This is a genomic window from Marinobacter sp. CP1 (genome assembly GCF_001266795.1).
In the GTDB taxonomy this organism is placed as follows: domain Bacteria; phylum Pseudomonadota; class Gammaproteobacteria; order Pseudomonadales; family Oleiphilaceae; genus Marinobacter; species Marinobacter flavimaris.
This window is the reverse complement of the sequence record NZ_CP011929.1, coordinates 3709351-3732180: the sequence shown is the minus strand read 5'-3', so window position 1 is coordinate 3732180 and position 22830 is coordinate 3709351. Positions and strand designations below refer to the sequence as shown.

At 57.9% G+C, this 22830-nt stretch carries 18 protein-coding genes and 1 pseudogene; 15 read left to right on the top strand and 4 right to left on the bottom strand.

What is annotated here, in order from left to right; translation table 11 throughout:
* Positions 1 to 30 precede the first annotated feature (30 nt).
* The 4 genes from ACP86_RS17160 (at position 31) to ACP86_RS17145 (ending at position 6671) form a co-directional block, all read left to right on the top strand.
* Positions 31 to 1239, top strand: coding sequence for an acetyl-CoA C-acetyltransferase (locus tag ACP86_RS17160; protein WP_053114889.1), 1209 nt, complete (start codon positions 31 to 33; stop codon positions 1237 to 1239).
* A 29-nt stretch (positions 1240 to 1268) separates the two neighbouring features.
* Positions 1269 to 3419 (top strand): 3-hydroxyacyl-CoA dehydrogenase NAD-binding domain-containing protein, encoded by a 2151-nt coding sequence (locus tag ACP86_RS17155; RefSeq protein ID WP_008171463.1) that lies wholly within the window; start codon positions 1269 to 1271, stop codon positions 3417 to 3419.
* 248 nt (positions 3420 to 3667) lie between these two features.
* Positions 3668 to 5851, top strand: coding sequence for a carboxy terminal-processing peptidase (locus ACP86_RS17150; RefSeq protein ID WP_053114888.1), 2184 nt, complete (start codon positions 3668 to 3670; stop codon positions 5849 to 5851).
* Positions 5852 to 5870: 19 nt separating this feature from the next.
* Positions 5871 to 6671, top strand: coding sequence for a helix-turn-helix domain-containing protein (locus ACP86_RS17145; RefSeq protein ID WP_039881881.1), 801 nt, complete (start codon positions 5871 to 5873; stop codon positions 6669 to 6671).
* Here the strand turns inward: ACP86_RS17145 and mtnA are convergent.
* Positions 6660 to 7724, bottom strand: a complete 1065-nt coding sequence (gene mtnA / locus ACP86_RS17140; RefSeq protein ID WP_008171458.1) for an S-methyl-5-thioribose-1-phosphate isomerase — start codon at positions 7722 to 7724, stop codon at positions 6660 to 6662. The genes ACP86_RS17145 and mtnA overlap by 12 nt on opposite strands.
* Positions 7725 to 7836: 112 nt before the next feature.
* Between mtnA and ACP86_RS17135 the strand changes: the two genes are divergently transcribed.
* From ACP86_RS17135 to rdgC, 8 genes and pseudogenes are all read left to right on the top strand, one after another.
* On the top strand, positions 7837 to 9174 hold the full coding sequence (locus ACP86_RS17135; RefSeq protein ID WP_008171456.1) for a TRZ/ATZ family hydrolase: 1338 nt from the start codon (positions 7837 to 7839) through the stop codon (positions 9172 to 9174).
* Between the two features lie 35 nt (positions 9175 to 9209).
* Positions 9210 to 9926 carry a bifunctional 2-polyprenyl-6-hydroxyphenol methylase/3-demethylubiquinol 3-O-methyltransferase UbiG gene (gene ubiG / locus ACP86_RS17130; protein ID WP_008171454.1) on the top strand — a complete coding sequence of 239 codons (717 nt, stop codon included), beginning with the start codon at positions 9210 to 9212 and terminating at the stop codon, positions 9924 to 9926.
* A pseudogene (gene gph / locus ACP86_RS17125) lies at positions 9901 to 10584 on the top strand (phosphoglycolate phosphatase); the annotation flags it as partial. The gene ubiG and the pseudogene gph, both read left to right, overlap by 26 nt.
* A 60-nt stretch (positions 10585 to 10644) precedes the next feature.
* Positions 10645 to 11394 (top strand): YciK family oxidoreductase, encoded by a 750-nt coding sequence (locus ACP86_RS17120; RefSeq protein ID WP_053115561.1) that lies wholly within the window; start codon positions 10645 to 10647, stop codon positions 11392 to 11394.
* Positions 11394 to 11627, top strand: a complete 234-nt coding sequence (locus ACP86_RS17115; protein ID WP_008171448.1) for a glutaredoxin family protein — start codon at positions 11394 to 11396, stop codon at positions 11625 to 11627. Before ACP86_RS17120 ends, ACP86_RS17115 begins: the two co-directional genes overlap by 1 nt.
* Positions 11628 to 11639: 12 nt before the next feature.
* Complete coding sequence (yaaA, locus tag ACP86_RS17110; protein WP_008171447.1) at positions 11640 to 12410, top strand: peroxide stress protein YaaA; 771 nt, start codon at positions 11640 to 11642, stop codon at positions 12408 to 12410.
* Positions 12411 to 12434: 24 nt separating this feature from the next.
* Entirely contained in the window at positions 12435 to 12635 is a 201-nt protein-coding gene (locus ACP86_RS17105; RefSeq protein WP_008171445.1) for a DUF2788 domain-containing protein, read from the top strand.
* A 19-nt stretch (positions 12636 to 12654) separates the two neighbouring features.
* Entirely contained in the window at positions 12655 to 13581 is a 927-nt protein-coding gene (rdgC, locus tag ACP86_RS17100; RefSeq protein WP_053114887.1) for a recombination-associated protein RdgC, read from the top strand.
* A gap of 56 nt (positions 13582 to 13637) precedes the next feature.
* Here the strand turns inward: rdgC and ACP86_RS17095 are convergent, their stop codons facing one another.
* A complete protein-coding gene (locus ACP86_RS17095) occupies positions 13638 to 16382 on the bottom strand; it encodes a GNAT family N-acetyltransferase (RefSeq protein WP_008171442.1) in 2745 nt (914 codons plus the stop codon).
* A gap of 208 nt (positions 16383 to 16590) precedes the next feature.
* On the opposite strand from ACP86_RS17095, the gene ACP86_RS17090 reads away from it, so the two are divergent.
* Positions 16591 to 17517 (top strand): histone deacetylase family protein, encoded by a 927-nt coding sequence (locus ACP86_RS17090; protein ID WP_053114886.1) that lies wholly within the window; start codon positions 16591 to 16593, stop codon positions 17515 to 17517.
* A gap of 6 nt (positions 17518 to 17523) precedes the next feature.
* On the opposite strand, the gene ACP86_RS17085 is transcribed toward ACP86_RS17090, so the two are convergent.
* Positions 17524 to 18441 carry a flagellar protein MotY gene (locus ACP86_RS17085; protein WP_053114885.1) on the bottom strand — a complete coding sequence of 306 codons (918 nt, stop codon included), beginning with the start codon at positions 18439 to 18441 and terminating at the stop codon, positions 17524 to 17526.
* Positions 18442 to 18624: 183 nt separating this feature from the next.
* On the opposite strand from ACP86_RS17085, the gene pyrC reads away from it, so the two are divergent.
* Both pyrC and rnt read left to right on the top strand, forming a co-directional pair.
* The gene (gene pyrC / locus ACP86_RS17080) at positions 18625 to 19656 is read left to right on the top strand and encodes a dihydroorotase (protein ID WP_053114884.1); all 1032 of its coding nucleotides are present in this window, start codon (positions 18625 to 18627) and stop codon (positions 19654 to 19656) included.
* A gap of 44 nt (positions 19657 to 19700) precedes the next feature.
* Positions 19701 to 20357, top strand: a complete 657-nt coding sequence (gene rnt / locus ACP86_RS17075; protein WP_075267700.1) for a ribonuclease T — start codon at positions 19701 to 19703, stop codon at positions 20355 to 20357.
* A gap of 74 nt (positions 20358 to 20431) precedes the next feature.
* On the opposite strand, the gene ACP86_RS17070 is transcribed toward rnt, so the two are convergent.
* A complete protein-coding gene (locus ACP86_RS17070; RefSeq protein WP_053114883.1) occupies positions 20432 to 22678 on the bottom strand; it encodes a methyl-accepting chemotaxis protein in 2247 nt (748 codons plus the stop codon).
* Between the last annotated feature and the right edge of the window lie 152 nt (positions 22679 to 22830).

Genomic DNA, 22830 nt, shown 5'->3' with positions numbered 1-22830 from the left:
CCCGAAAACAATATGACCAGAGGACAAGCAATGACCACCGAGGCTTATATCTTCGATGCAGTCCGCACCCCCCGGGGGCGCGGAAAAAAAGACGGATCACTTCACAGCGTCAAACCCATCTCGCTGTTGACCACGGTGCTCCATGCGCTGCAGGAGAGGAACAGCCTGGATACCGCCCAGGTGGACGACATTGTGATGGGCTGCGTAACCGCCGTGGGTGACCAGGGTGCAGATATCGCCAAGACGGCAGCGCTGGCCGCTGACTGGGATGAAAAAGTGGGGGGCGTCACCCTGAACCGTTTCTGCGCCTCCGGATTGGAAGCCGTGAATCTGGCGGCCATGAAAGTTCGCTCTGGCTGGGAAGACATGGTGGTTGCCGGCGGCGTGGAGGCCATGTCCCGTGTGCCCATGGGCTCCGACGGCGGAGCCTGGGCCACAGATCCGGAAACCAATCTGCATACCGGTTTCATGCCCCAGGGCATCGGCGCAGACCTGATTGCCACCCTCGAGGGCTTCAGCCGTGAAGACGTTGATGGCTTTGCCGTGAAATCCCAGCAGAAAGCGGCCAATGCCTGGCAGAACGGCTACTTTGCGAAGTCCATCATTCCGATCACTGACCAGAATGGCGTGGTGATCCTTGATCGCGATGAGCATGTGCGTGGCAACACTTCCCTGGAAAGCCTTTCCGGCCTGAAACCCTCCTTCCAGATGATGGGCGAGATGGGCTTCGACGGTGTCGCCCGGGAGAAATACCACTACGTGGAGAAGATTAACCACGTTCATCATGCCGGCAACTCCTCAGGTATCGTCGACGGTGCCACCGCCATGCTCATCGGCAGTGAAGCCAAGGGCAAAGCCATGGGGCTGACGCCGCGCGCTCGCATCATCGCCACGGCCGTGACCAGCACAGACCCCACCATCATGCTCACCGGCCCCGCCCCGGCAGCGCGCAAGGCACTGGAAAAGGCGGGCATGACTGCCGATCAGATCGATCTGTTTGAAGTGAACGAGGCCTTCGCCTCTGTGGTTATGCGCTTCCAGCGGGAACTCTCGGTTCCCGGCGAAAAAGTGAACGTGAACGGCGGGGCTATCGCCATGGGCCACCCGCTGGGTGCCACCGGCGCCATGATCCTTGGCACCCTGCTGGATGAGCTGGAGCGGCGCGAGCTGCGCTACGGCCTGGCCACACTGTGCGTCGGTGGCGGCATGGGCATTGCCACCATCATTGAGCGCGTCTGAACCCGTCCACTTTTCCAGGAGAACCAATTATGAGTGCTATTCGTTACGAACTGGGTTCAGACCAGATCCTGACCCTCACCATCGATATGCCCGGCCAGTCCGCCAACACCATGAACGCTGCTTTTCGGGACGCCCTGTCGGAAACCGCCGCAAAAGTGAAGGAAGACCTGGATAACATTCGCGGCATCATCATTGCCTCCGCCAAAAAGACGTTTTTTGCCGGCGGCGACCTGAAAGAACTGCATAAGGTCACGCGCGAAGACGCCGGGACTTTCGAGGATATGGTCAACGGCCTGAAATCGCACATGCGGTTTCTGGAAACCACCGGAAAACCCGTGGTGGCAGCCATCAACGGCTCCGCCCTGGGTGGCGGCCTCGAGATTGCCCTCGCCTGTCATTACCGTGTCGCCATCAATGACGACAGCATTCAACTTGGACTGCCGGAAGTGACTCTGGGCCTGCTGCCAGGTGGCGGCGGCACCCAGCGACTGCCTCGAATGATTGGCCTGGAGGCAGCCTTCCCGTTCCTGATGGAAGGCAAAAAGGTAAATCCGAAAGCTGCGCTCAAGGCCGGCATTATCAACGAACTGGCAGATTCTGCCGACGATATGATCACGAAAGCCCGAGCGTTCATTGAGGCCAACCCGAAATGTCAGCAGCCGTGGGACCAGAAAGGCTTCAGGTTCCCGGGTGGCGCGCCCCACCATCCTGCCATGGCGCAGAAGCTGGCGATCGCTCCGGCCATGCTGAAGCAGAAGACCAAAGGCTGCTATCCGGCCCCGGAGCGCATACTTTCTGCTGCCGTTGAAGGCGCTCAGGTCGATTTCGATAACGGCAGCCTGATCGAGACCCGGTATTTTGCGGAACTGGTGATCGGCCAGGTTGCCAAGAACATGACCGGCACCTTCTGGTTCCAGTTGAACGCCATCAAGGCGGGCGGCAGCCGCCCCGAGGGCGTTGAGAAAGAAACCTTCCGCAAGGTGGGTGTTCTGGGCGCAGGCATGATGGGCGCAGGTATCGCCTATTCAACGGCGACACGGGGTATCGATGTGGTGCTGAAAGACGTCTCCGTTGAAAATGCCGAAAAAGGCAAAAGCTACTCGGAGAACCTGCTCGCCAAGAAAGTCAGTCGTGGCCGAATGACGGAAGAACAGAAGGCAGACATCCTGAGCCGCATCAAGGCCACCGATTCGTCAGACGATCTGGAAGGCTGTGACCTGGTGATCGAGGCGGTCTTCGAGGACAGTGGACTGAAGGCAAAAGTGACCCAGGAAGCGGAACCCAAACTGGTGGCAAACGGGATTTTTGCGTCCAACACCTCAACCATCCCCATTACCCAGCTCGCCGGAGCCTCTGCGAACGCCGAGAACTTCATTGGCCTGCATTTCTTCTCACCGGTCGACAAGATGCAGCTGGTAGAAATCATCGTCGGCGAAAAAACCTCGGATGAAACCCTGGCGCGCTCGTTTGACTACGTTCAGCAGATCGGAAAGATTCCCGTGGTGGTCAACGACAGTCGAGGGTTCTTTACCTCGCGGGTCTTTGGGACCTTCGTCAACGAGGGCATCTGCATGCTTGGCGAAGGTATTCATCCAGCGAGCATTGAAAACGCGGGGGTGCTGGCCGGTATGCCCGTCGGGCCACTGGCGATTTCCGACGAAGTCAGCATGACCCTGATGCAACACATCCGGGATCAGAGCAGGAAGGATACCGAAGCCGCCGGCGGAACCTGGAATCCCCACCCAGCGGAGGCCGTCACTGATGCGATGGTCAACGAACATGGCCGCAAGGGCAAGGCTGCGGGCGCGGGCTTCTACGAGTACCCTGCCAACGGCAAGAAACACCTCTGGCCGGAGCTGGAAACTCTGTTCGTGAATGCGGAGAAGGCAAGAACGGTCAAACTGCAGGAGCTGAAAGACCGGATCCTCTTCATTCAGGCCATCGAAACCGTTCGTTGTCTGGAGGAAGGCGTATTGCGAACGGTAGAGGATGCGAATATCGGCAGTATCTTTGGCATTGGCTATGCGCCGTGGACCGGTGGCGCGATTCAGTTCATCAATCAGTATGGCGTGAGAGCATTCACGGAGCGGGCATCGGCGCTCGCCGAGACCTATGGTGAACGCTTTGCACCACCCAGACTGTTGCAGGAAAAGGCGGAAACGAACACACCGTTCGCCTGATTCAGCCTCTGCACGTCTGCTGCCGGGAGGATTTACCGATTCTCCCGGCAGTTTCCCCGTGTGCAACACGCCTCAACCCCGATGATCCCTCAGTTACGAACGTGGCGTCTTCATGGACAGATTGTCACGATCCGATACGCCCTGCCTATGGCATCGGGTGTAGTGCTTGCCTACAATAAATTTAATAAGTCACGGGTAGACACTCCCTCGCAAACCGAGGGGCTACCAACACCGTCGGGTAAGCATTTATGAGCATCGCGGAAAGAATTATGGCTCGTCGCTCTTCGGCCGGATCTGTTCGGTTCGGGGTGTGCAAGGCAATGACTGTAGCATTGCTGCTGTCTGCGCCACTGGGGCTTCATGCGAACGTTGAAACTCCAGACGTGTACGAGCCAGTTGCACCGACGATTGATCAGGCGCGAGCCAATATCCTGATCGCCCGTCAACTGCAGTTTACCCACTTCCGGGACCTCGGAATCAGCGATGAACTCTCCGGAGATGTGTTTGATGCCTACCTGGATTACCTCGACGGGCAGAGAATCTATCTTTCGCAGGACGACATTGCGAAGTTCGACAAAATCCGCACTCAACTCGGCTCTGCCCTGAAAACAGGTCAGCTTCAGCCCGGATTCGATATTTACAATCTGGTTCAGCAACGGATTATCGAGCGCCTCCAGTTTGCTCTGGAAACAATCGACAAGGGCATCGACACGCTGGATTTCTCGGCCAACGAAAGTATTCTGGTCGACCGCTCGAAAGCGGACTGGGAATCGAACGCCGAGGCCCTGGACGATCTCTGGGTCAAGCGCATTAAAAATGCGGTGCTGGCTCAGCGCCTGAACGGGGCAGAAGACGAAGCCATCGTTGAAACCCTGCGCCGCCGCTACGAAGGCCAGTTGAAGCGCGCGTACCAGGCCCGCAGTGAAGATGCCTTCCAGGCCTATATGAATGCGTTTACCGGCATGTGGGACCCGCACACGTCCTACTTTTCGCCGCGCACCTCAGAAAACTTCAATATCAACATGAGCCTTTCACTGGAAGGCATCGGTGCTGTGCTTCAGTCGGACAACGAATACACCAAGGTGGTGAGACTGGTACCCGGCGGGCCCGCCTCCAAGCAGGGTCAGCTTGAGCCCGCAGATCGCATTGTTTCTGTCGCACAGGAAGACGAAAAGCCGGTGAATGTGATCGGTTGGCGTCTGGACGAAGTGGTGGATCTGATTCGTGGGCCGCGCAATTCGACCGTCACACTGGAAGTGATTCCGGCCAATGCCTCCGACGAGACCATTACCGAGACCATCGCCATCAAACGCGATGAAGTAAAGCTGGAAGAGCAGAGCGCCAGCAAGGACACCATACGTCTTGAACGTGGTGGCAAGGAATATACGATTGGCGTCATTACCATCCCCACGTTCTATGCGGATTTCCAGGCCATGCAGGCTGGTGACCCGAATTACAAGAGCACGACCCGCGATGTCCGCAACCTGATTGCGGAGCTCGAAGCCGACGGCGTTGACGGCCTGGTGATGGATTTGCGAAACAACGGCGGTGGTGCGCTGCACGAAGCCAATGATCTGGTCGGCCTGTTTATTGACAAGGGCCCCACCGTTCAGATTCGCAACGCCAATAACGATGTGCAGGTACTCAATGACGAGGATCCTTCCGTGGCCTACAACGGGCCTCTGGTGGTACTCACCAACCGCATGAGTGCGTCAGCGTCCGAAATTTTCGCCGGCGCCATCCAGGACTATGGCCGCGGACTGGTTGTCGGTTCCCAGACCTTTGGTAAGGGCACCGTTCAGGCTGTGCGTCCCCTGAACCACGGGCAACTCAAGATCACCCAGTCCAAGTTCTATCGGGTATCCGGCGGCTCCACGCAACACAAAGGGGTTATCCCGGACATCGAGATTCCTTCTCGTATCGACAAGACCCGCATCGGTGAGGACGCCCTGGATCATGCCCTGCCCTGGGACCAGATCGAGGCCGTGCCGCATACACGCTACTTCGATTTCAGCGGCATTATCGATGAGCTTCGCAAGCGGCACGAAGAGCGGTTCTCAACCAACCCTGAGTTCAGCCTGCTGAAGCAGGAGATCGACTTCCTGACCAAACAGCGCGCCACCGACAGCGTCAGCCTCAACCTGGAAGAACGCCGCGCTGAGCACGAACAGATTGAACGCACACGGCTCACGATCGCAAATGCCCGTCGTGAACTGAAAGGCCAGACACCGTTCGAGTCGCTGGAAGACCTTGAAGACTGGCAAGACCAGCAGGCGGCGGACCTGAATTCCACCGATGAGGAGCTGGATTTCGTGATACGGGAAGGTGGACATATCATGGCCGACATGCTGGACCTTGATAACCGCATGGCATCGATCCTGGATCCCCAGCAATTTGCGGCACAGTCTCCGGCCGCCGCAGTGACACGTTGAACAGGCAGCTCCAAGTCTCATGACTGAGCAGGACGCAGGCGGACAGGATAGCCACCAGAAAGCACGGATGTTGCAAGACATGCTACTGGACGCGCTACATGCCATGCGCTCCCTGGAGGAAGTGGAAGGGTTGGAGAAACCGGCGGCTCAGGAACGAACGCCGGAAGGCCTGATCGACCGCCTGGCAAGCCTTACCGGGTCTGCGCTCCGCTTCGGGGTCAAGGCGACGGATACGTCTCTTCGGGTGGGCCGGGCACTGATCAATTCCCAGGATCAGCTGCGGGCAATGCTCACAGCAGGCCAGTCTCTCAAAGACATCCGCGAAGTGGCCGGCCTCACCGTATCTGAAATGAGCGAGGCCCTTAACCTGCGGGACAAGTCCGTCCTGGAGGCTATAGAGAACGGCACCACCACCCTGTCCTTCGAACTGATACTACGTCTGGCAGCCCTCATTGCCAGAAACGATCCCATCCCGTTCATCATGCGCACCACGCGCAACTACAATCCCGAAGTCTGGCAGATTCTGAATGACTGGGGCGTGGCGAGACTGCCCCTGCAATTTGAGCGGGAGCGGGAGTTTATCAACATCTTCCGCCGGCATGATGACGCTCGCACGCTCTCGGATGAAGGTTTCCAGAAAGTGCTGGAGTTCACCCGTCAAAGCTTTGAAATGTCCCTGCACTTTATTGAGGAGCAGGAACGGCAGGTGGCCGAACTCAGGGCCACCTACGAGGAAAAGCACCCCGACGTGAAAAGGTCACCTGACAAGCCTGCCGCCAAAAAGAAGCAGCCGGAGCGCACCCCACCGTCAACCAAATAACGCCTGCATACCGGTTATATTCGGGTTATGCACCACGCCCTTTTCAGTAACGATCGCGTCGATCAGGCTTGCCGGTGTCACGTCAAAGACCGGATTGAATACGTTGATGCCTTCCGGCGCCAACCCGATACCGCGTATCTCCCGGATCTCAATGCCGTCGCGCTCCTCAATGGCCACATCTGCCCCTGACGCCGTGGCCATGTCCACCGTGCTTGAAGGCGCGACCACCATGAAGCCCACTTTGTGATGGCGGGCCAGAACCGCCAGGCTGTAGGTGCCGATCTTGTTGACCACATCACCATTGGCAGTTATTCGATCCGCGCCGACGATCACCCAGCGTACGTCTTTCCGGGCCATGATGGCGGCAGCGGCACCATCGGCATTCAACGTGACGGGAATGCCGTCGCGTGAAAGTTCCCAGGCCGTCAACCGGCCACCCTGAAGCCAGGGGCGAGTCTCGTCGGCATAGACGTCTGCCAGCAGCTTTTCCTCATGGAGACGACGAACAACGCCCAGTGCCGTACCGTAGCCCCCGGTGGCCAATGCACCGGTATTGCAATGGGTCAGCACCGAAAACGGTGCCTCTGCTCCGATAAACTCAAGGGCATGGTCCGCCATGGCAAAGTTGGCGGCCAGGTCTTCCTCATGTATGGCCCGGGCCTCCGAGGCCAGGCGTTTTACCGCTTCGTCCAGCGAATGGCACGCATGGAAAATCCTTTCCATGCGCTGCAGCGCCCAGAACAGGTTTACTGCGGTCGGACGTGAAGCTGCAAGCTCGCGAATGGCCTGTTTGATTTCGGCCTTCCAGTCCCCGCCACCGGCATGTCTGGCCGCAAGGGCCACCCCGTAGGCTGCACTGATGCCGATTGCAGGAGCGCCCCGAACCACCATATCCCGGATACTCTGCGCTACACCGGCAGCGCCTTCCAGCGTTATCCAGTGCTCCTCTCCCGGCAGCAGGCGTTGATCCAGCAGCTCAAGACTGCTGCCGTGCCAGCGAATCGCAACGGTGCCAATGGCCCGTTCTTGGGAGGGTTTCGGGGTTGTTGTCATAGAAGACTGCTCCGGTTTTTCAGCGCTGAAAACTGCCAGTATAACGGTTATACTTCCGGGCTACATTTTCAAGGTGTGGAAGCTCCGCGCCATGCGCTGTAAGGCAGGATAAATGACGGCAGACACTATCACCGCAGCCGATATTCGCATCAACGCGCGCTGGCTGATCCCGATTGAGCCGGCAGGCACGGTACTTGAGCATTATGCAGTGATTATCCAGGGTGACCGCCTTGCCGCAGTCATTCCCCAGGAACAGGCGGACAGATCGTTCAGAACCCGGGAAACCGTTGATCTTCCGAACCACGTCGTCATGCCCGGCCTGATCAACATGCACGGCCACGCGGCCATGAGCCTGTTCAGGGGCATGGCAGACGATCTTCCGCTGATGACCTGGCTGAATGACCATATCTGGCCGGCCGAAGGTCGCTTTATCAGCGAGCAGTTCATTGCCGATGGCACCCAACTGGCCATGGCCGAGATGCTGCGTACGGGAACCACCACGTTTTCTGACATGTATTTCTTCCCGGAAATTGCGGCTCAGATGGCGCACGATACGGGCATTCGTGCGCAAGTCTGTTTTCCGCTGCTCGACTTCCCGACGCCGTGGGGTGCCGGACCCGAGGAATACCTGAGCAAGGGCGCCGACTTTATCGACAGCTGGAAAAACGATTGCTACATCATGCCGGCCATTGGCCCCCATGCACCCTACACTGTGTCCGACGGCCCGATGATTGAAGCCGTCCGGCTCTCCGAAAAGACCGGCGCAGCCATCCAGATCCACCTGCACGAAACGGCATTCGAAGTGGCCGAGGCTACTGAAAAGCTGGGTCAACGGCCGACAGCCCGGCTGGCGGATCTCGGCCTGCTCCGCCCAGAGACCCAGTGCGTCCATATGACCCAGATCGATGCCAGCGATATCAGCTTGCTTAAACAAACGGGCGCCCATGTTATCCACTGCCCGGAATCGAATCTGAAGCTGGCCAGCGGCCTTTGTCCGGTGCAGGAACTCCTCGATAGCGGGATCAACGTTGCCATAGGCACCGACGGCGCCGCCAGCAACAACGACCTCGATCTGTTCGGGGAACTTCGGACTGCCGCCATGATGGCCAAAGTAGTGGCCAATGATGCCTCGGCGCTGTCGGCGCACAAGGCCCTACAGATGGCCACCATCAACGGGGCAAGGGCTCTGGGGCGGGACCATGAACTGGGTTCTCTGGCCGAGGGCAAGCTGGCGGACATCATTGCCATTGACCTGAGCGACCCGTTTTTGCAGCCGGTCTACGACCCGGCTTCGCACCTCGTATACAGCAACCATGGTCGATCAGTAAGCCACAGCTGGATTAACGGCGTACCACAAGTACAGGATGGCCGGCTTACCCGCATTGACGTTGCCGATCTCATGCTTCGAGTTGAGGACTGGGCCGGGCGAATCCGCACAAAGGCTGACTAACTGATTTCCTATTGATTCACCAGGCAGAACCAACCATGACAAACCAGAACGTAGACCGGAACGAGATCGCCAAATTCGAGGCCCTTGCCAGCCGCTGGTGGGATCCCTCGAGCGAATTCAAGCCACTGCATGATATTAATCCCCTGCGGCTGAACTACATCGACGAGCGGGTTTCCCTGGCCGGAAAGCGCGCTCTGGATGTCGGCTGCGGTGGTGGCTTGCTGTCGGAGGGCATGGCCCAGCGAGGCGCCCACGTTACCGGTATCGACATGGGCGAGGCTCCGCTGGCCGTCGCGCGGCTGCATGGCATGGAGAGCGGCGTGAATGTGGATTATCGCCAGATCACCATCGAGGAACTGGCCGAGGACAGCGAACACGCGGGCCAGTACGACGTGGTTACCTGCCTGGAAATGCTCGAGCATGTGCCGGATCCCGCATCGGTGGTGAGGTCCTGTGCCGCCATGCTGAAACCGGGCGGCCATCTGTTTGTATCAACCATCAACCGGAACCCGAAATCGTTTCTTTTTGCGATTGTTGGGGCGGAGTACGTGCTCAGGTTGCTACCCAAAGGCACCCACGAATGGAAGAAATTTATCCGGCCATCGGAAATGTCCGACCATCTTCGCCACGCAGGGCTGGAAGTCCGTGAGCTTACGGGGATGACCTATAACCCCGTCACCAAGGTATACAAGCTCGGACGGGACGTGGACGTCAACTATCTGATGCATGCCAGGGATATTCGTGAAGCCTGAAACCACGCATCGAGCCTCCACGGTCCTGTTTGATCTGGATGGAACGCTGATTGACACCGCACCGGACTTTATCCGGTGCCTTAATCAGTTACGGGAACAACACGGGCTCCCCGCCCTTCCACACGAGCATATCCGACGCTCGGTCTCGAACGGCGCGCGCGCCATGATCCGGGTCGGCTTCGGCCTGGAACCGGAACATCCGGAATACCTGGAAAAACACACCGCGTTCCTCGACCTCTACGAGGCGGGCGTGGCAGTGGAGACCAGCCTGTTCGAGGGCATGGACGAGCTTCTCAAAGCCCTCGAGGAGCAAGGTATTCCCTGGGGCATTGTGACCAATAAGCCTGCCAGGTTCGCGGTTCCACTGATCGAAGCCCTTAACCTGGCTGACCGGTGCGCGGCACTGGTTTGCCCCGATCACGTTGCCCAGCGCAAACCTCATCCGGAGGCCCTCTATCTGGCCTGCCAGCAGATCGGCGCCGATCCCGCCACCGGCATTTATGTGGGCGACCACGAACGGGACATCGAAGCCGGGCGTAACGCAGGCATGAAAACCATCGCCGTCCGCTACGGTTACATCGAGGAGCCGGAAGCCATTGACCTGTGGCAAGCGGACCTCATCGCCGACACCGTCACGGATCTGGCAAAGCTGTTACAATGGCGCATCAAATTTAGGATCCGGTGTTCAGCCGGTAACAGCCTGACACGGAGACAGGTTATGCATAATTACCAAGCACCCGCCGATCTTCTGAAAGACCGCATCGTAATGGTGACGGGTGCCGGCAGCGGCATTGGCCGGGCTGCAGCCAAGGCCTACGCCGCCCATGGCGCCACCGTGGTACTGGTAGGTCGCACGGTCAGCAAACTCGAAACGGTTTACGATGAAATTGAGGCAGCGGGCCACCCCAAGCCTGCCATCGTGCCCATGAACTTCGAGGGCGCCGCGGTGAAAGACTACGAAGAATTGGCTATGACCCTGGAAGATAACTTCGGGCAGCTGGATGGTTTGCTGCACAACGCGGCAATTCTGGGCGACCGCAGTCCCGTGGAGCTTTATGACCCGGAAACCTGGAACAAGGTCATGCACGTGAACGCAACGGCGCCGTTCCTGCTAAGCCGGGCAATGATTCCCCTGCTTCGCAAATCCGACGACGCCTCGGTGATCTTCACCTCCTCTGGTGTCGGCCGCAAGGCAAAAGCCTACTGGGGCGCCTATGCCGTCTCCAAGTTTGCCGTAGAGGGCCTGAGCCAGTTGCTGTCCGAAGAACTGGACGACGAGCGTCACAATGTCCGGGTAAACAGTCTTAACCCCGGCGCGACCCGTACCAACATGAGAGCCCACGCCTATCCGGCGGAGAATCCACAGCAAAATCCGGCACCAGAGGACCTGATGCCGATTTACCTGTATCTCATGGGCAAGGACAGCCAAGGCGTCAACGGCCAGAAACTGGACGCACAACCGAAATAATGGAACTGCTTTTTTACACAACCTCTCAGTGCCACCTGTGCGAACTGGCCGAAGCCCTGCTTGTAAGCACGCCCATGCCGGAGCCGATCCCGGTAGACGTGGTGGACATTGCCCAGTCCGAAGAACTGGTAGAACGCTACGGTACCCGGATACCGGTGCTCCGTCGCAACGATACCGGTGTGGAACTGGACTGGCCTTTTACCAGGGATGACTTACTTACATTCCTGCAATGAGGATTGCCTGACATGTTGATGGTTATTTCCCCTGCCAAAACGCTGGATTACGAGAGTCCGCTGGCGACCAGTACCTATACTCAGCCGGAATTCCTTGAGGATGCCTGCGAGCTGGTCGACCAGCTTAAAACGCTGGAGCCGCACCAGATCAGCAATCTGATGAGCATTAGCGACAAGCTTGGGCAGCTGAACGCCGAGCGCTTCCAGAACTGGCACACGCCTTTCACCCCCGAGAATGCCCGGCAGGCTGTGCTGGCTTTCAAAGGTGACGTGTACACCGGCCTGGACGCCGAGAGCTTCAGTGAACAGGACTTCGACTTTGCCCAACAGCATCTGCGCATGCTTTCCGGTCTGTACGGCGTCCTGAAACCCCTGGACCTGATGCAGCCCTACCGCCTGGAAATGGGTACCCGGTTCGAGAATAACCGTGGCAAGGATCTGTATGCCTTCTGGGGCAGCAAGATCACAGAGGAGATCAACCGGCTGCTTGCGGATGACGACGGCGTGCTGGTCAACCTCGCCTCCAACGAGTATTTCAAAAGCGTAAAGAAGAAAGACCTTGAAGGCCGGCTGATTACCCCCCAATTCAAAGACTGGAAGAATGGTCAGTACAAGATGATCAGCTTTTATGCCAAGAAAGCCCGGGGGCTGATGTGTCGGTTTGCCATTCAGAACCGCATCACCCAGGCCGACGACCTCAAGGGATTCAACCTCGAAGGCTATTACTTCAGCGAAGACCAATCCGATAAGAACAACTGGGTTTTCCTGCGGGATGAACAGTAATCCACGTTGAAATCGGAGTCAGCAATGAACGAAGCAATGTTTTCCCAGATCGCCATGCTGGTGTTTCTGACCGGCCTGATTGTCTGGATGGGTGTCATCGTCTGGGATCTGGCCAAGAAATCCCAGGCCGGCAAGTTCGGCACCATCGCCCTGTTTACGGTGCTGGGCGCTGGTGTAGTGGGATTCATCGTTAAAACCGTACTCGTAGAGATCATGCAAATATGAAAGACAAGGACCAGCCCTGATGTGGTTTCGCAACGCCCGCGTATTCCGATTTACTAAACCGTTTGATATCTCCGCTGAAGAGCTGGAGGAAAAGCTGCAGGCCGACGCCTTCAAGCCCTGTGGTCCTCAGGAAACCAGCCGCCAGGGCTGGGTTCCGCCCCTGGGCAAGCATGGCGAACAGCTGGTCCACAGCGCCAACGGCTATCACCTGATTGCCTTGCGCAAGGAGGAAAAGATTCTTCCCGGCCCGGTGGTGAAAGAAGCGGTTGAGGAGAAGGCCGAAGCCATCGAGTTCGAGCAGGGCCGGAAGGTCCGGCGCAAAGAAAAGGACGAAATCAAGGAACAGGTAATGCTGGAGATGCTGCCCCAGGCCTTCTCCAAGAACCGCCGCTCCTTTGCCTACCTCGCCCCCCAGGACGGTGTTCTGGTGGTGGACGCGGGTTCCGCCAAGCAGGCGGAAGATCTGGCCTCGACTCTGCGCAAGAGCCTCGGATCGCTACCGGTTCGTCCACCCGCGGTGGAACAGGCACCTGCTTTTACCTTTACCGGTTGGCTGAACGAATCCATCGACCTGCCCGGCAAGGTGGTTCTGGGCACTGAATGCGAACTCAAGGATCCGTCTGAAGATGGCGGCGTGGTGCGCTGCAAAGGCCTGGACCTGAAAGCCGATGAAATCCGCAACCATCTGGATGCGGGCATGCAGGTGACCAAGCTGTCCCTGATCTGGGACGACAACGTCTCCTTTGTGCTGGATGAAGAACTGGGCATCCGTCGCCTCAAGTTCGGCGAAACACTGCAGGATCAACTGGACGATGTCGACGTGGACGACCACGCTGCCAAGTTTGATGCGGCTTTCACGCTGATGACCCTTGAGCTGTCCCGGCTGATTCCAGGGCTCCTGGAAGCGCTCGGCGGCGAAGATCGCTCTGCGATTGTCGAAGAGTAAAGCCTTAAGACCGGGTCAGATACCCGTCTTGTCTGACCCGGCCTCCCTTGCGCTCTTCAGTGGGCGCTCTTTCCCAGCCGCTCTCTCTGCCAGTCTTTTTCCGGTTCGTTCAGGACCAGCCGCAGATCCATCACTTCCTCTTCGGTATTGAACTTGATTTCAAAGCCCAGATGTTCCGCCAGCTGCAACATGGGACGATTATCCGGCAGCACATTGCCCACCATTTCCACGGTACCCCTGGCCCGACAGTAATCGATCATCTTTTGCATCAGGGCAACGCCGAGGCCTTCGCCCTTCATTTTATCGTGCACCATGACCGCGAACTCGCATTGCAGGTTATCGGCATCGGTCCAGGTGCGCACGGTTCCGAGGGTTTCCTCGCCTTCCCCGTCTTCCCTGGGCGCGTTGGCAATAAAAACCATCTCCCGGTCGTAATCGATTTGCACCATCTGGGCTACGTCTTCGCGAGAGAAATGCTTGCGATACTGGAAGAACCGGTAACGAATGGATTCCGGCGACTGCAACTCATGGAACGCCCGGTGGGCAGGCTCATCTTCCGCCAGTACCGGTCGAATGATGACCCGGCGCCCGGATTTGGGCAAAACAATCCATTCCTCCAGTTCCCGCGGGTAAGGCTGAATAATCGGCCGCCCCGGCTTGTCGGCCAGATTGATGGCAATATTGACAGCCACGGCCCCCTGCTCGTTGAACAGCAAGGGCGAGATCTCAAGCCCCTTGATTTCCGGAATGTCGATAACGATCTGTGAGAGGGTGACCAGGGTCTCGGACACCGCGCGGATATCCTCCTCCGGCTTCAGGCTGTGTTCTTTCAGCAGCTTGTACATGTAGGTACGGCGCAGAAGCTCACGGGCCAACACCATGTTCAATGGCGGCAGTGCGATCTGACGATCGGTCATCACGTTGATCTGGGCGCCAGCTGCACCACAAACCACCAGGGGCCCAAACAATGCGTCCCGGGTAATGCCGACACTGAACTCGATCCCACCCACGTGCTGGTAGGAACGCTGAACCGCAAACCCGAGAAATCCACTTTCCGGGAAATGGCTCTTGTATTCCTCCATCAGGTAGCGGCACGAATCCATGATGGCCGCCTCGCTGTTCAGTTTCTGGACCGTACCCTTGTACCGACGCTGGGTCGGACTCAGGTCCAGAAAAGGATGGCACGCCTGCTCATGAATGATGGTGATGTCGATGGGGCGCCGCTCAACCGCAAACACCTCCAGCACCTCTTCCATATCGTCGCAGTACATGGTTTCGATGGTGCTGATCCCGTAGTCCCGCACCAGATCCCGCGCTTCCCGGTTCGACAGGTGATACCGACCTGCCCGAAGGGCCCTGTTGACCACATGACGGGTATGGGTGCGGTCTGCAAAGTGGTCGGTAAAGGATTCCGGCGTTTCCGTAAGCAGCCGCTGAACCCGCTGGTGACGAACATGCTGCATGAATGCCATCACGGCTTTTTCGGGATTGAAGAACGACGGCAGCCCGGCCCGGTAAAACTCTTCCCGAGCATCCATGACCGTACTCTGGCCGAGCCAGCAGGTGAACACATTCAGACGTGTGCCCTTGGACGCCTGCACAACCGCGTCCGCAATCTGGAGGCTGTCCTCCGTCAGACTCGGGGCATACATCACCAGAACGTTTGCCACTTCCGGATCCTTTGCCAGGATCTTGATGGCCTGGCCGTAAAGTTCCGGCGAGGCATCGTAGTTAAGGTCAATGGGGTTTTTGCGGGTCCAGTAAGGTGGCAGCAGCTCGGCCAGGTTCTCAATGCTGGATTTCGACAGCTCTGCCAGTTCACCACCAAGATCCGCCAACCGGTCCACGGCCAACACCCCGGGGCCGACCCCATTGGCCATGATCGCCAGGGTTTCGCGGCGCAAGGGACGCATCCGCGTCAATGTCTCGAGCGCATCAAACATCTGGCCAAGGCCATCCACCCGGAGCACACCTGCCCTCTGAAGCATGGCGTCGTAAATCGGATCGCTGCGTTTCAGGCCATCAGGGAGGTCGTGGGGAAACCACTCCGACTCCGGCACCCGACCGGACTTCACCGCAATCACCGGCTTGGTGCGGGACGCCACCCGCACCGCCGACATGAAGCGGCGGGCATTGGGAATGTTTTCGATGTGCAGGAGAATCGCACGTGTCTGTGTATCCTGCGCCAGGTAGTCGATCAGGTCGTCGTGATCGATATCCATGCCATCGCCCAGGGTCAGGAAGTAGGAAAACCCCACACCACGGGCGAATGCCCAGTCGATGACCGAACTGGCGATGGTGCCGGACTGGCCAACGAAGGCAACCCGGCCAGGGATGGCGCCCATATGGGCGTAGGTAGCGTTCAGGCTGCGTGCCGGGACCATCAGGCCAATGGTGTTGGGGCCCAGAACCCGGATTCCGGTCTCCCGGGCCGCTTCACGAACGGAATACATCAGGGGCTGGCCGGTTTTACTGTGAGTACGTGACATGCCACCGGTCATAACGATCGCGGTGCGCACCCCGGCCTCCCCCAGCCGCTTGATGGTCTTGGCCACGGTATCCGGCGGCGTACAGATGATTGCCAGGTCCGGGGAAAATTCCATTTTCGAGACTTTCTTGACGCAGGGCACCCCGTGCACGTTGTCGTAATCGTTCTGGTTAACCACCAGTAACCGGCCGGGATAACCGCCCCCCATCAGGTTCCGCAACACCATACCGCCAAGGTTGTCTGCCCGCTCCGACGCACCGATCACCGCAATGGACGCGGGATTAAACAGGCTCTCCAGATACCGGGTGCTCAAGCTGACTCTCCTTTGTATGCGGCCGGCAGACCGTTGGGAAATAAATGTAATAAAACAGGTTACTTATGAGTGTAACTCTTATCTTAGGCCTTGATACCCCGATGTGAAATGACTATCGCCGTTATAAGACCAAAGAAACACGGCATCGTGCAGTTTTCCCTGATAAGCTTGAAGAAAATATAAGCATATCGAAGGCAGTCCGAGACGTATGACCACGGCATTCTTTTCCCACGATGACTTCATGAAACACAACATGGGGCCGGAACATCCGGAAAGCCCTGAGCGGCTGGCGGCCATCATCAGCTACCTTGCTGATACTGGCCTGGACCAGAAGCTGGACTGGGTGCGGCCGGAAGAAATCACCCGTGATCAGCTTCTGATGGTGCATCCGGAAAAATATCTCCATCAACTGGACCTGATGCAACCGACCCGCGGCCGCGTGTTTACCGACCCGGACACGGCCATGATGCCCGACACCCTTCGAGCCGCTCGTCTGGCAGCTGGTGCCAATATCCAGGCCGTGGATATGGTCATGAGCAGCCAGGTTACTAACGCGTTTGTGTGTGCCCGGCCGCCCGGGCACCATGCCGAGCGGGCGAAATCCATGGGGTTCTGTTTTTACAACAACGTTGCCCTGGCCGCCATGCGCGCCCTCACCTTTCATCATTTGGAGCGGGTCGCGATCATCGATTTTGACGTGCACCAGGGCAATGGCACCGTAGACATTGTCAGTGGCGACGAGCGTATCCTGATGTGCTCAAGCTTCCAGCATCCCTTCTATCCGCACTCCCACGTGCACCGGCAGGCCGACAACATCGTGAATATTCCGATTGAGGCAAACTGTTCGTCTGAAGAGTACCGGAAGCAGGTGGAGGCGGGATGGCTGAAGCGCCTGAATGAATTCAAACCGCAGTTGATCCTGATTTCGGCGGGTTTTGATGCCCACCGGCTGGATCCGATGGCAGAACTGAATCTGGATACGGAAGATTATCGCTGGCTAACAGAAATGATTGTGAGTGTCGCCAGTGAGCACAGCAATGACCGGATCATTTCAACCCTGGAGGGCGGGTACCATCTGCGGGCCCTGGCGGAAAGCGTCAATGCCCACCTGGAAGTACTGGATTCGGTTTACTGACGCCAATCAGCCCCTGGGTTCGCCGCCATAACCGTTAGCCTGCTGCAGTTCCGGGCGGTCACCGGCCCGTTGCAGGCGGATATTGGTGCGCCGGTTATCGGCGGGCCGGTTGGATACCGGGTACTGGTCGCCGTGAGCCCGAACGGTAATCATGTTTTCATCAATACCGCTCGCCTTGAGGTAGTCGGCCACCACATTGGCGCGATCTTCGGAAAGCGCACGGTTGTCGATCCGGCTTCCAATACTGTCACTATGACCATCCACGAAAATCCGCTCAACCGTGGAATCTGCGTTCACATAGGCCACGATGTTATCCAGTAGTTGCCTGTCGGCATCGGATAATTGCGTGCTGCCGCTGGCAAAGGGCACCCTCGAGCGCTGGATCTGATCAAAGTTTACCGGCAGTAGATTGGACGTACAGCGCTGATAACGCTGGTACTCGCCGGCGAAGTTAATGTTGGAGACCTGAACCCGCACCGGGCGGCCATCAAACCACGATTCCCTGGTTACCGTCGGGCGCATCCCGTCCAGAAGTCCATGGGCGACCACGAACGCCTGACGGGTATCCAGCGAGACCTGACGGCGATCATCCGAGACATTGACCGTTCCCAGGGGCTTCGGCGCCACACCCGGACGCCAGGCCGGTGCCTCGACCACAAGGCTGCCGCGCCCTGGTCGCATCAATGCGGAATCAGACTCCAGGAAAAAGCTGAGACTTTCACCGGCGCGATGATTGAACACCGCCCGACCGTAGCCGGGAACTTCGTGCACCAGCCGGCATTCAAATACCGACTCGGCGAGATACCACTGGCTGTTCTCGATTCCGGCGCCATAGCTGGCAGCCTGCGCGGTTGCCGGCAGAAGCACCACGGGCAACGTGGCAACCAGCAGAGTATTCAGGAGTTGTCCGGGGCGAAATCCCATAGAGCTAGCCATCAGTGTCCGGAGTTAGCAGAGTCAGACTGTTTAACGGCCTGAGCCGGAAGTTCTTTAGCCACCAACCGGAAAACAATCACCCGCGCCTTCTGGTATAATTCGCCAAATTTTTTCGGCTCCCAGAGAACCGGGCACAAGCTCGCCCCGCCAAAGGTATTTCGGACAAACGCCATGACAGACAAGCTCACGCTCACACGCCCCGACGACTGGCACCTTCACGTACGGGACGGCGACATTCTCAACGACGTGGTACCGGCTACGGCCGCCTGCTTCGCTCGCGCCATCATCATGCCTAACCTGGTACCGCCAGTTACCACCGCAGCCGATGCCACAGCCTACCGGGAACGCATTCTGGCGGCTGCCAATGGCACCGAGTTCGAGCCGTTGATGACGCTGTATCTGACCGAGAGCATGACGGCGCAGACCATCCGGGATGCCAGGGCTGCCGGCGTTGTGGCTGCCAAGCTTTACCCCGCCGGAGCAACGACCAATTCCGACTCCGGCGTGAAGGATATCCGCAACATCTACCCGGTTCTGGAAGCCATGGCCAATTGTGGCATGCTGCTGCTGGTACACGGCGAGGTAACCGATGCCGATATCGACATTTTTGACCGGGAAAAGGTATTTCTGGAGCGTGTCCTGGCACCCACTCTCGAGGCTTTCCCGAACCTGAAGGTTGTACTGGAACATATCACCACGGCCGATTCCGCAGAATTTGTCCGGCAGCACGCCGGTGACAACCTCGGTGCGACTCTGACGCCCCAGCACCTGATGTACAACCGCAACCACATGCTGGTAGGCGGCATTCGACCGCATCTCTATTGCCTGCCAATCCTGAAGCGTAACCGCCATCAACAGGCGCTCAGGGACGCGGTGGCCAGCGGCGACAAACGCTTTTTCCTGGGCACGGATTCCGCCCCCCATTCAAAGGATCGCAAAGAGGCAGCCTGCGGTTGCGCTGGCTGTTACTCGGCCTACGGCGCAATCGGTCTGTATGCGGACATTTTCGAAGAGCTTGGCATCCTGGATAAACTTGAAGCATTCGCCAGTTTCAACGGGCCGGATTTCTATGGCCTACCGCGGAATACCGATACCATCACCCTGATTCGTGACCCCTGGACCATGCCGGCAGAGCTGCCGCTGGCTGACGGAACCATCGTGCCCCTCAAGGCTGGTGAAACCGTTCACTGGAAACTGGCGTAAACCTGACTTATTCCTTCTCACACACGGCCAAGACCGGAGCTTGAGTGACTGACGAAAACAAACCACCGCATCCCATGTCCCGCCGCTTTCGCGGGTTTCTGCCTGTTGTAGTCGACGTGGAAACCGCTGGCTTCAATCCCGAGCGGGACGCCCTGCTGGAAGTGGCGGCAGTGATACTGACCATGGACGACGATGGCTGGGTGCGGCGCGCTGAAACCCACGTTCAGCAGATCGATCCTTTCGAAGGCGCGAATCTGGAGCAGTCCGCGCTTGATTTCACGGGTATTGATCCGTGGAATCCGGAGCGAGAAGCGGTACCCGAGCGGGAAGGACTCAGCGAGATCTTCAGCCCCATTCGCAAGGCGGTGAAGAACCACGATTGCAAGCGAGCCGTCCTGGTGGGCCACAATGCCACCTTTGACCATAACTTCATCTTTGCAGCCGCGCTGCGGGCCGACATCCGTCGTAACCCGTTCCATCCTTTCTCAACCTTCGATACCGCCACGCTGGCCGGCCTGGCCTATGGCCACACGGTTCTGGCCCAGGCCTGCAAACTCGCGGGCATTCCGTTCAGCAACAAGGAAGCCCATTCCGCCGCCTATGACGCGGAAAAAACCGCAGACCTGTTCTGTGGCATTGTGAATCGCTGGAAAGAACTGGGCGGCTTTCCGCCTCCGGTGATCCCCGAAGAGACCGAATAACCGCCATAAAAAAACCCGCCGCAGCGGGTTTTTTTCTGTGTGCCAGGCCTAAGTGTTGAAGGCACGCCTCATACTCAGCTGACTTTAAAGCGGGACAGAGAATCCCTGAGCTGATGAGACAACTCCGCCAAGTCACCACTGGCTTCGGAGATCTGGACCATGGCCTGTTTGGTCTCCAAGGACTTTTCAGCAATTGTGGATACGTTGCGCGTTACTTCTTCGGCCGTGGCTGATTGCTCTTCGGAAGCCGTAGCAATCTGCTCCGCCATACCGGACATCCGGGCAACCTCTTCCACTGCCTCGCGAAGCTGCAACACTACGGTTCCTGCCCGCTCAGAAATACCTCTGGCCTGGGTGCTGCAGCGGGTAACCACCTTTGAAGCACGCTCCGAAGAATTAACCAGAGTTTCGATGGAACTACTGATCTCCTCGGTCGCCTTCTGGCTGTTCTGGGCCAGGCTGCGCACCTCATCCGCGACCACCGCGAAGCCCCTGCCCTGTTCACCGGCCCGGGCCGCTTCAATAGCGGCATTCAAAGCCAGCAAGTTAGTCTGGTCGGCGATGGACTTTATCGAATCCAGAACCCTGGTGATGGATTCCATATTCTTTCGCAAGTCCTCTATGCCGGCTTCTGCTTCCTCCAGTTCCCTGGCCATAGCACGGGTGTCCTCAGCGGAGGATTCCACCTCGGTGGCGCTGCGGCTGACCGCCTCATCAGTGCGCCGGGCGGCGGCTGCCGATTCCGAGGTATTCTGGGACACCTCGCTGATGGCAGAGGACATTTCTTCAATGGCCGACGCCACCTGCTCAGTCTGCTCTGCCTGCTGATTCACACTGTCCAGAGTCTGCGAGGTGGTACCGGACAACTGTTCAGATGCACTGGCCTGGCGCTGGGACGCTTCTTCAACCTTGAAGATCACTTCTTTCAGGTCTGACACCATCTTGAGCATGGAGCCGTATACGCCCGTGGCCTTGTCACTGTCGGACGAATCAATGACCAGGTTACCTGCAGCTACCTGTTCCGCCAGTGCCTGCAATTCGGACGGGTCTTTGCCGAGGGGTTTCATGATCCGCACTGCGGTCCAGACCGCGACGGCCGCCACGGCCAAGAGCACAATAGCAATGGCTATCGCCGCCAGCGTCCACATTTCACGCACCGGCGCCAGGGCCTCGTCTTCGCTGATCTCCGCCACCAGCGCCCAGTTCAGCCCGCCTACGGTAACTGGCCTGTGGGCGGAAAACACTGGCTCGCCACGGTAGGACGTAACCACGCCTTCACCGGAATTTCCGGCCAGGGCCTCATCCACCGATGTCGAACTAATGCGTCCATTCTCCGGGTCGGCAAAGGAAGCGACAACACTGCGGTTTTCCGGATCCAGGTAGGAGTCTGACCGCATCAGGTTATCCGGCCCCACCAGATAGGCATCCCCGGTTTCGCCCATGCCATCTCGTTCCATCATGATGTTGTTCAGGCTGTCGATGGGGAACTGGAAGGCCAGCACGGCCAGCCGCTCATCTTTTTCGGAATATATGGGGGTTGCCACAAATCCGGCGGGCGCACCGTAGGACGGTACATACCGAGTAAAATCAACAAAAGTCGGCGCAGTATCCTGTCCGTCAGACATCGCCTGACGATAAGCTGCCGCCAGGCCAGAATCCGCGTAGGGACCGTCTTTCAGGGAGGTAGCAAAATCCACCTCTTTGGCTACGGAATAGATAACATGGCCTGTATCGGCATCAATCAGATAAATATCGTAGTAGCCGAACGCCTCCTGAAACTCCTTGAACGAGGTGTGCCACTGTTTGTGAAGAGTGTTATAAAACTGCGCGATATGGACGTCAGCCGATACCAATTCGTCTTTCTGCCCCACAGGATTCGGGTTGTCCACGATGTAACCCATCTGCAGAGCCAGGCTGTTTTTGCTGAGGGATGCAACGAAGTCCGAGGCTGAACGTCCGTTAGCACCACCATTTTGCTGCAAGGGTGGCAAAAAATTCTGCTGATAATAAGCCTCGACGTTTTCTCGTAAGGTCGACTGCTCCTCTTGTACCAGTTTTTCATAATTCTGGAATGCCAAACCAAACCCCTGGGCCGCCGTTCGGGTCCCGCGATTATTGGCCATGGCTTTCAGCTGCCGGGCAATAGTGCTGAGATAATCTTCAACACTATGCTGCTTATTGGTAGCCGCAATAGAGAGTTGTTGCAACGCCTGTTCCGTCAGGCTCTGTCGGGCAATTTCGGCGTTAAAAAACGAGATGGCAATGACGGGAAGCAGGCCAACCAGCAGCAAAGTCAGCAAAAGACGTTTCTTGAGAGTCATCAATAGCCCTTCTTTTATATTGTTCTTATGTTAACCATCGGCTATCGGCTGGTTTTCTTTAGCCCAGAACACTTTATAAAAGAGGCGAATCTCGTTTAACCCATTAATATGGGAGGGGAAATAACTCCCCCTCCCACTCGATTCGGGGGCAA

What these genes read in the sequence shown, in the direction of transcription:
- ACP86_RS17160 (WP_053114889.1), top strand. Translation starts at nt 31, where the DNA reads ATGACCACCGAGGCTTATATCTTCGATGCAGTCCGCACCCCCCGGGGG.
- ACP86_RS17155 (WP_008171463.1), top strand. Translation starts at nt 1,269, where the DNA reads ATGAGTGCTATTCGTTACGAACTGGGTTCAGACCAGATCCTGACCCTC.
- ACP86_RS17150 (WP_053114888.1), top strand. Translation starts at nt 3,668, where the DNA reads ATGAGCATCGCGGAAAGAATTATGGCTCGTCGCTCTTCGGCCGGATCT.
- ACP86_RS17145 (WP_039881881.1), top strand. Translation starts at nt 5,871, where the DNA reads ATGACTGAGCAGGACGCAGGCGGACAGGATAGCCACCAGAAAGCACGG.
- mtnA (WP_008171458.1), bottom strand. Translation starts at nt 7,724, where the DNA reads ATGACAACAACCCCGAAACCCTCCCAAGAACGGGCCATTGGCACCGTT.
- ACP86_RS17135 (WP_008171456.1), top strand. Translation starts at nt 7,837, where the DNA reads ATGACGGCAGACACTATCACCGCAGCCGATATTCGCATCAACGCGCGC.
- ubiG (WP_008171454.1), top strand. Translation starts at nt 9,210, where the DNA reads ATGACAAACCAGAACGTAGACCGGAACGAGATCGCCAAATTCGAGGCC.
- ACP86_RS17120 (WP_053115561.1), top strand. Translation starts at nt 10,645, where the DNA reads ATGCATAATTACCAAGCACCCGCCGATCTTCTGAAAGACCGCATCGTA.
- ACP86_RS17115 (WP_008171448.1), top strand. Translation starts at nt 11,394, where the DNA reads ATGGAACTGCTTTTTTACACAACCTCTCAGTGCCACCTGTGCGAACTG.
- yaaA (WP_008171447.1), top strand. Translation starts at nt 11,640, where the DNA reads ATGTTGATGGTTATTTCCCCTGCCAAAACGCTGGATTACGAGAGTCCG.
- ACP86_RS17105 (WP_008171445.1), top strand. Translation starts at nt 12,435, where the DNA reads ATGAACGAAGCAATGTTTTCCCAGATCGCCATGCTGGTGTTTCTGACC.
- rdgC (WP_053114887.1), top strand. Translation starts at nt 12,655, where the DNA reads ATGTGGTTTCGCAACGCCCGCGTATTCCGATTTACTAAACCGTTTGAT.
- ACP86_RS17090 (WP_053114886.1), top strand. Translation starts at nt 16,591, where the DNA reads ATGACCACGGCATTCTTTTCCCACGATGACTTCATGAAACACAACATG.
- ACP86_RS17085 (WP_053114885.1), bottom strand. Translation starts at nt 18,441, where the DNA reads ATGGGATTTCGCCCCGGACAACTCCTGAATACTCTGCTGGTTGCCACG.
- pyrC (WP_053114884.1), top strand. Translation starts at nt 18,625, where the DNA reads ATGACAGACAAGCTCACGCTCACACGCCCCGACGACTGGCACCTTCAC.
- ACP86_RS17070 (WP_053114883.1), bottom strand. Translation starts at nt 22,678, where the DNA reads ATGACTCTCAAGAAACGTCTTTTGCTGACTTTGCTGCTGGTTGGCCTG.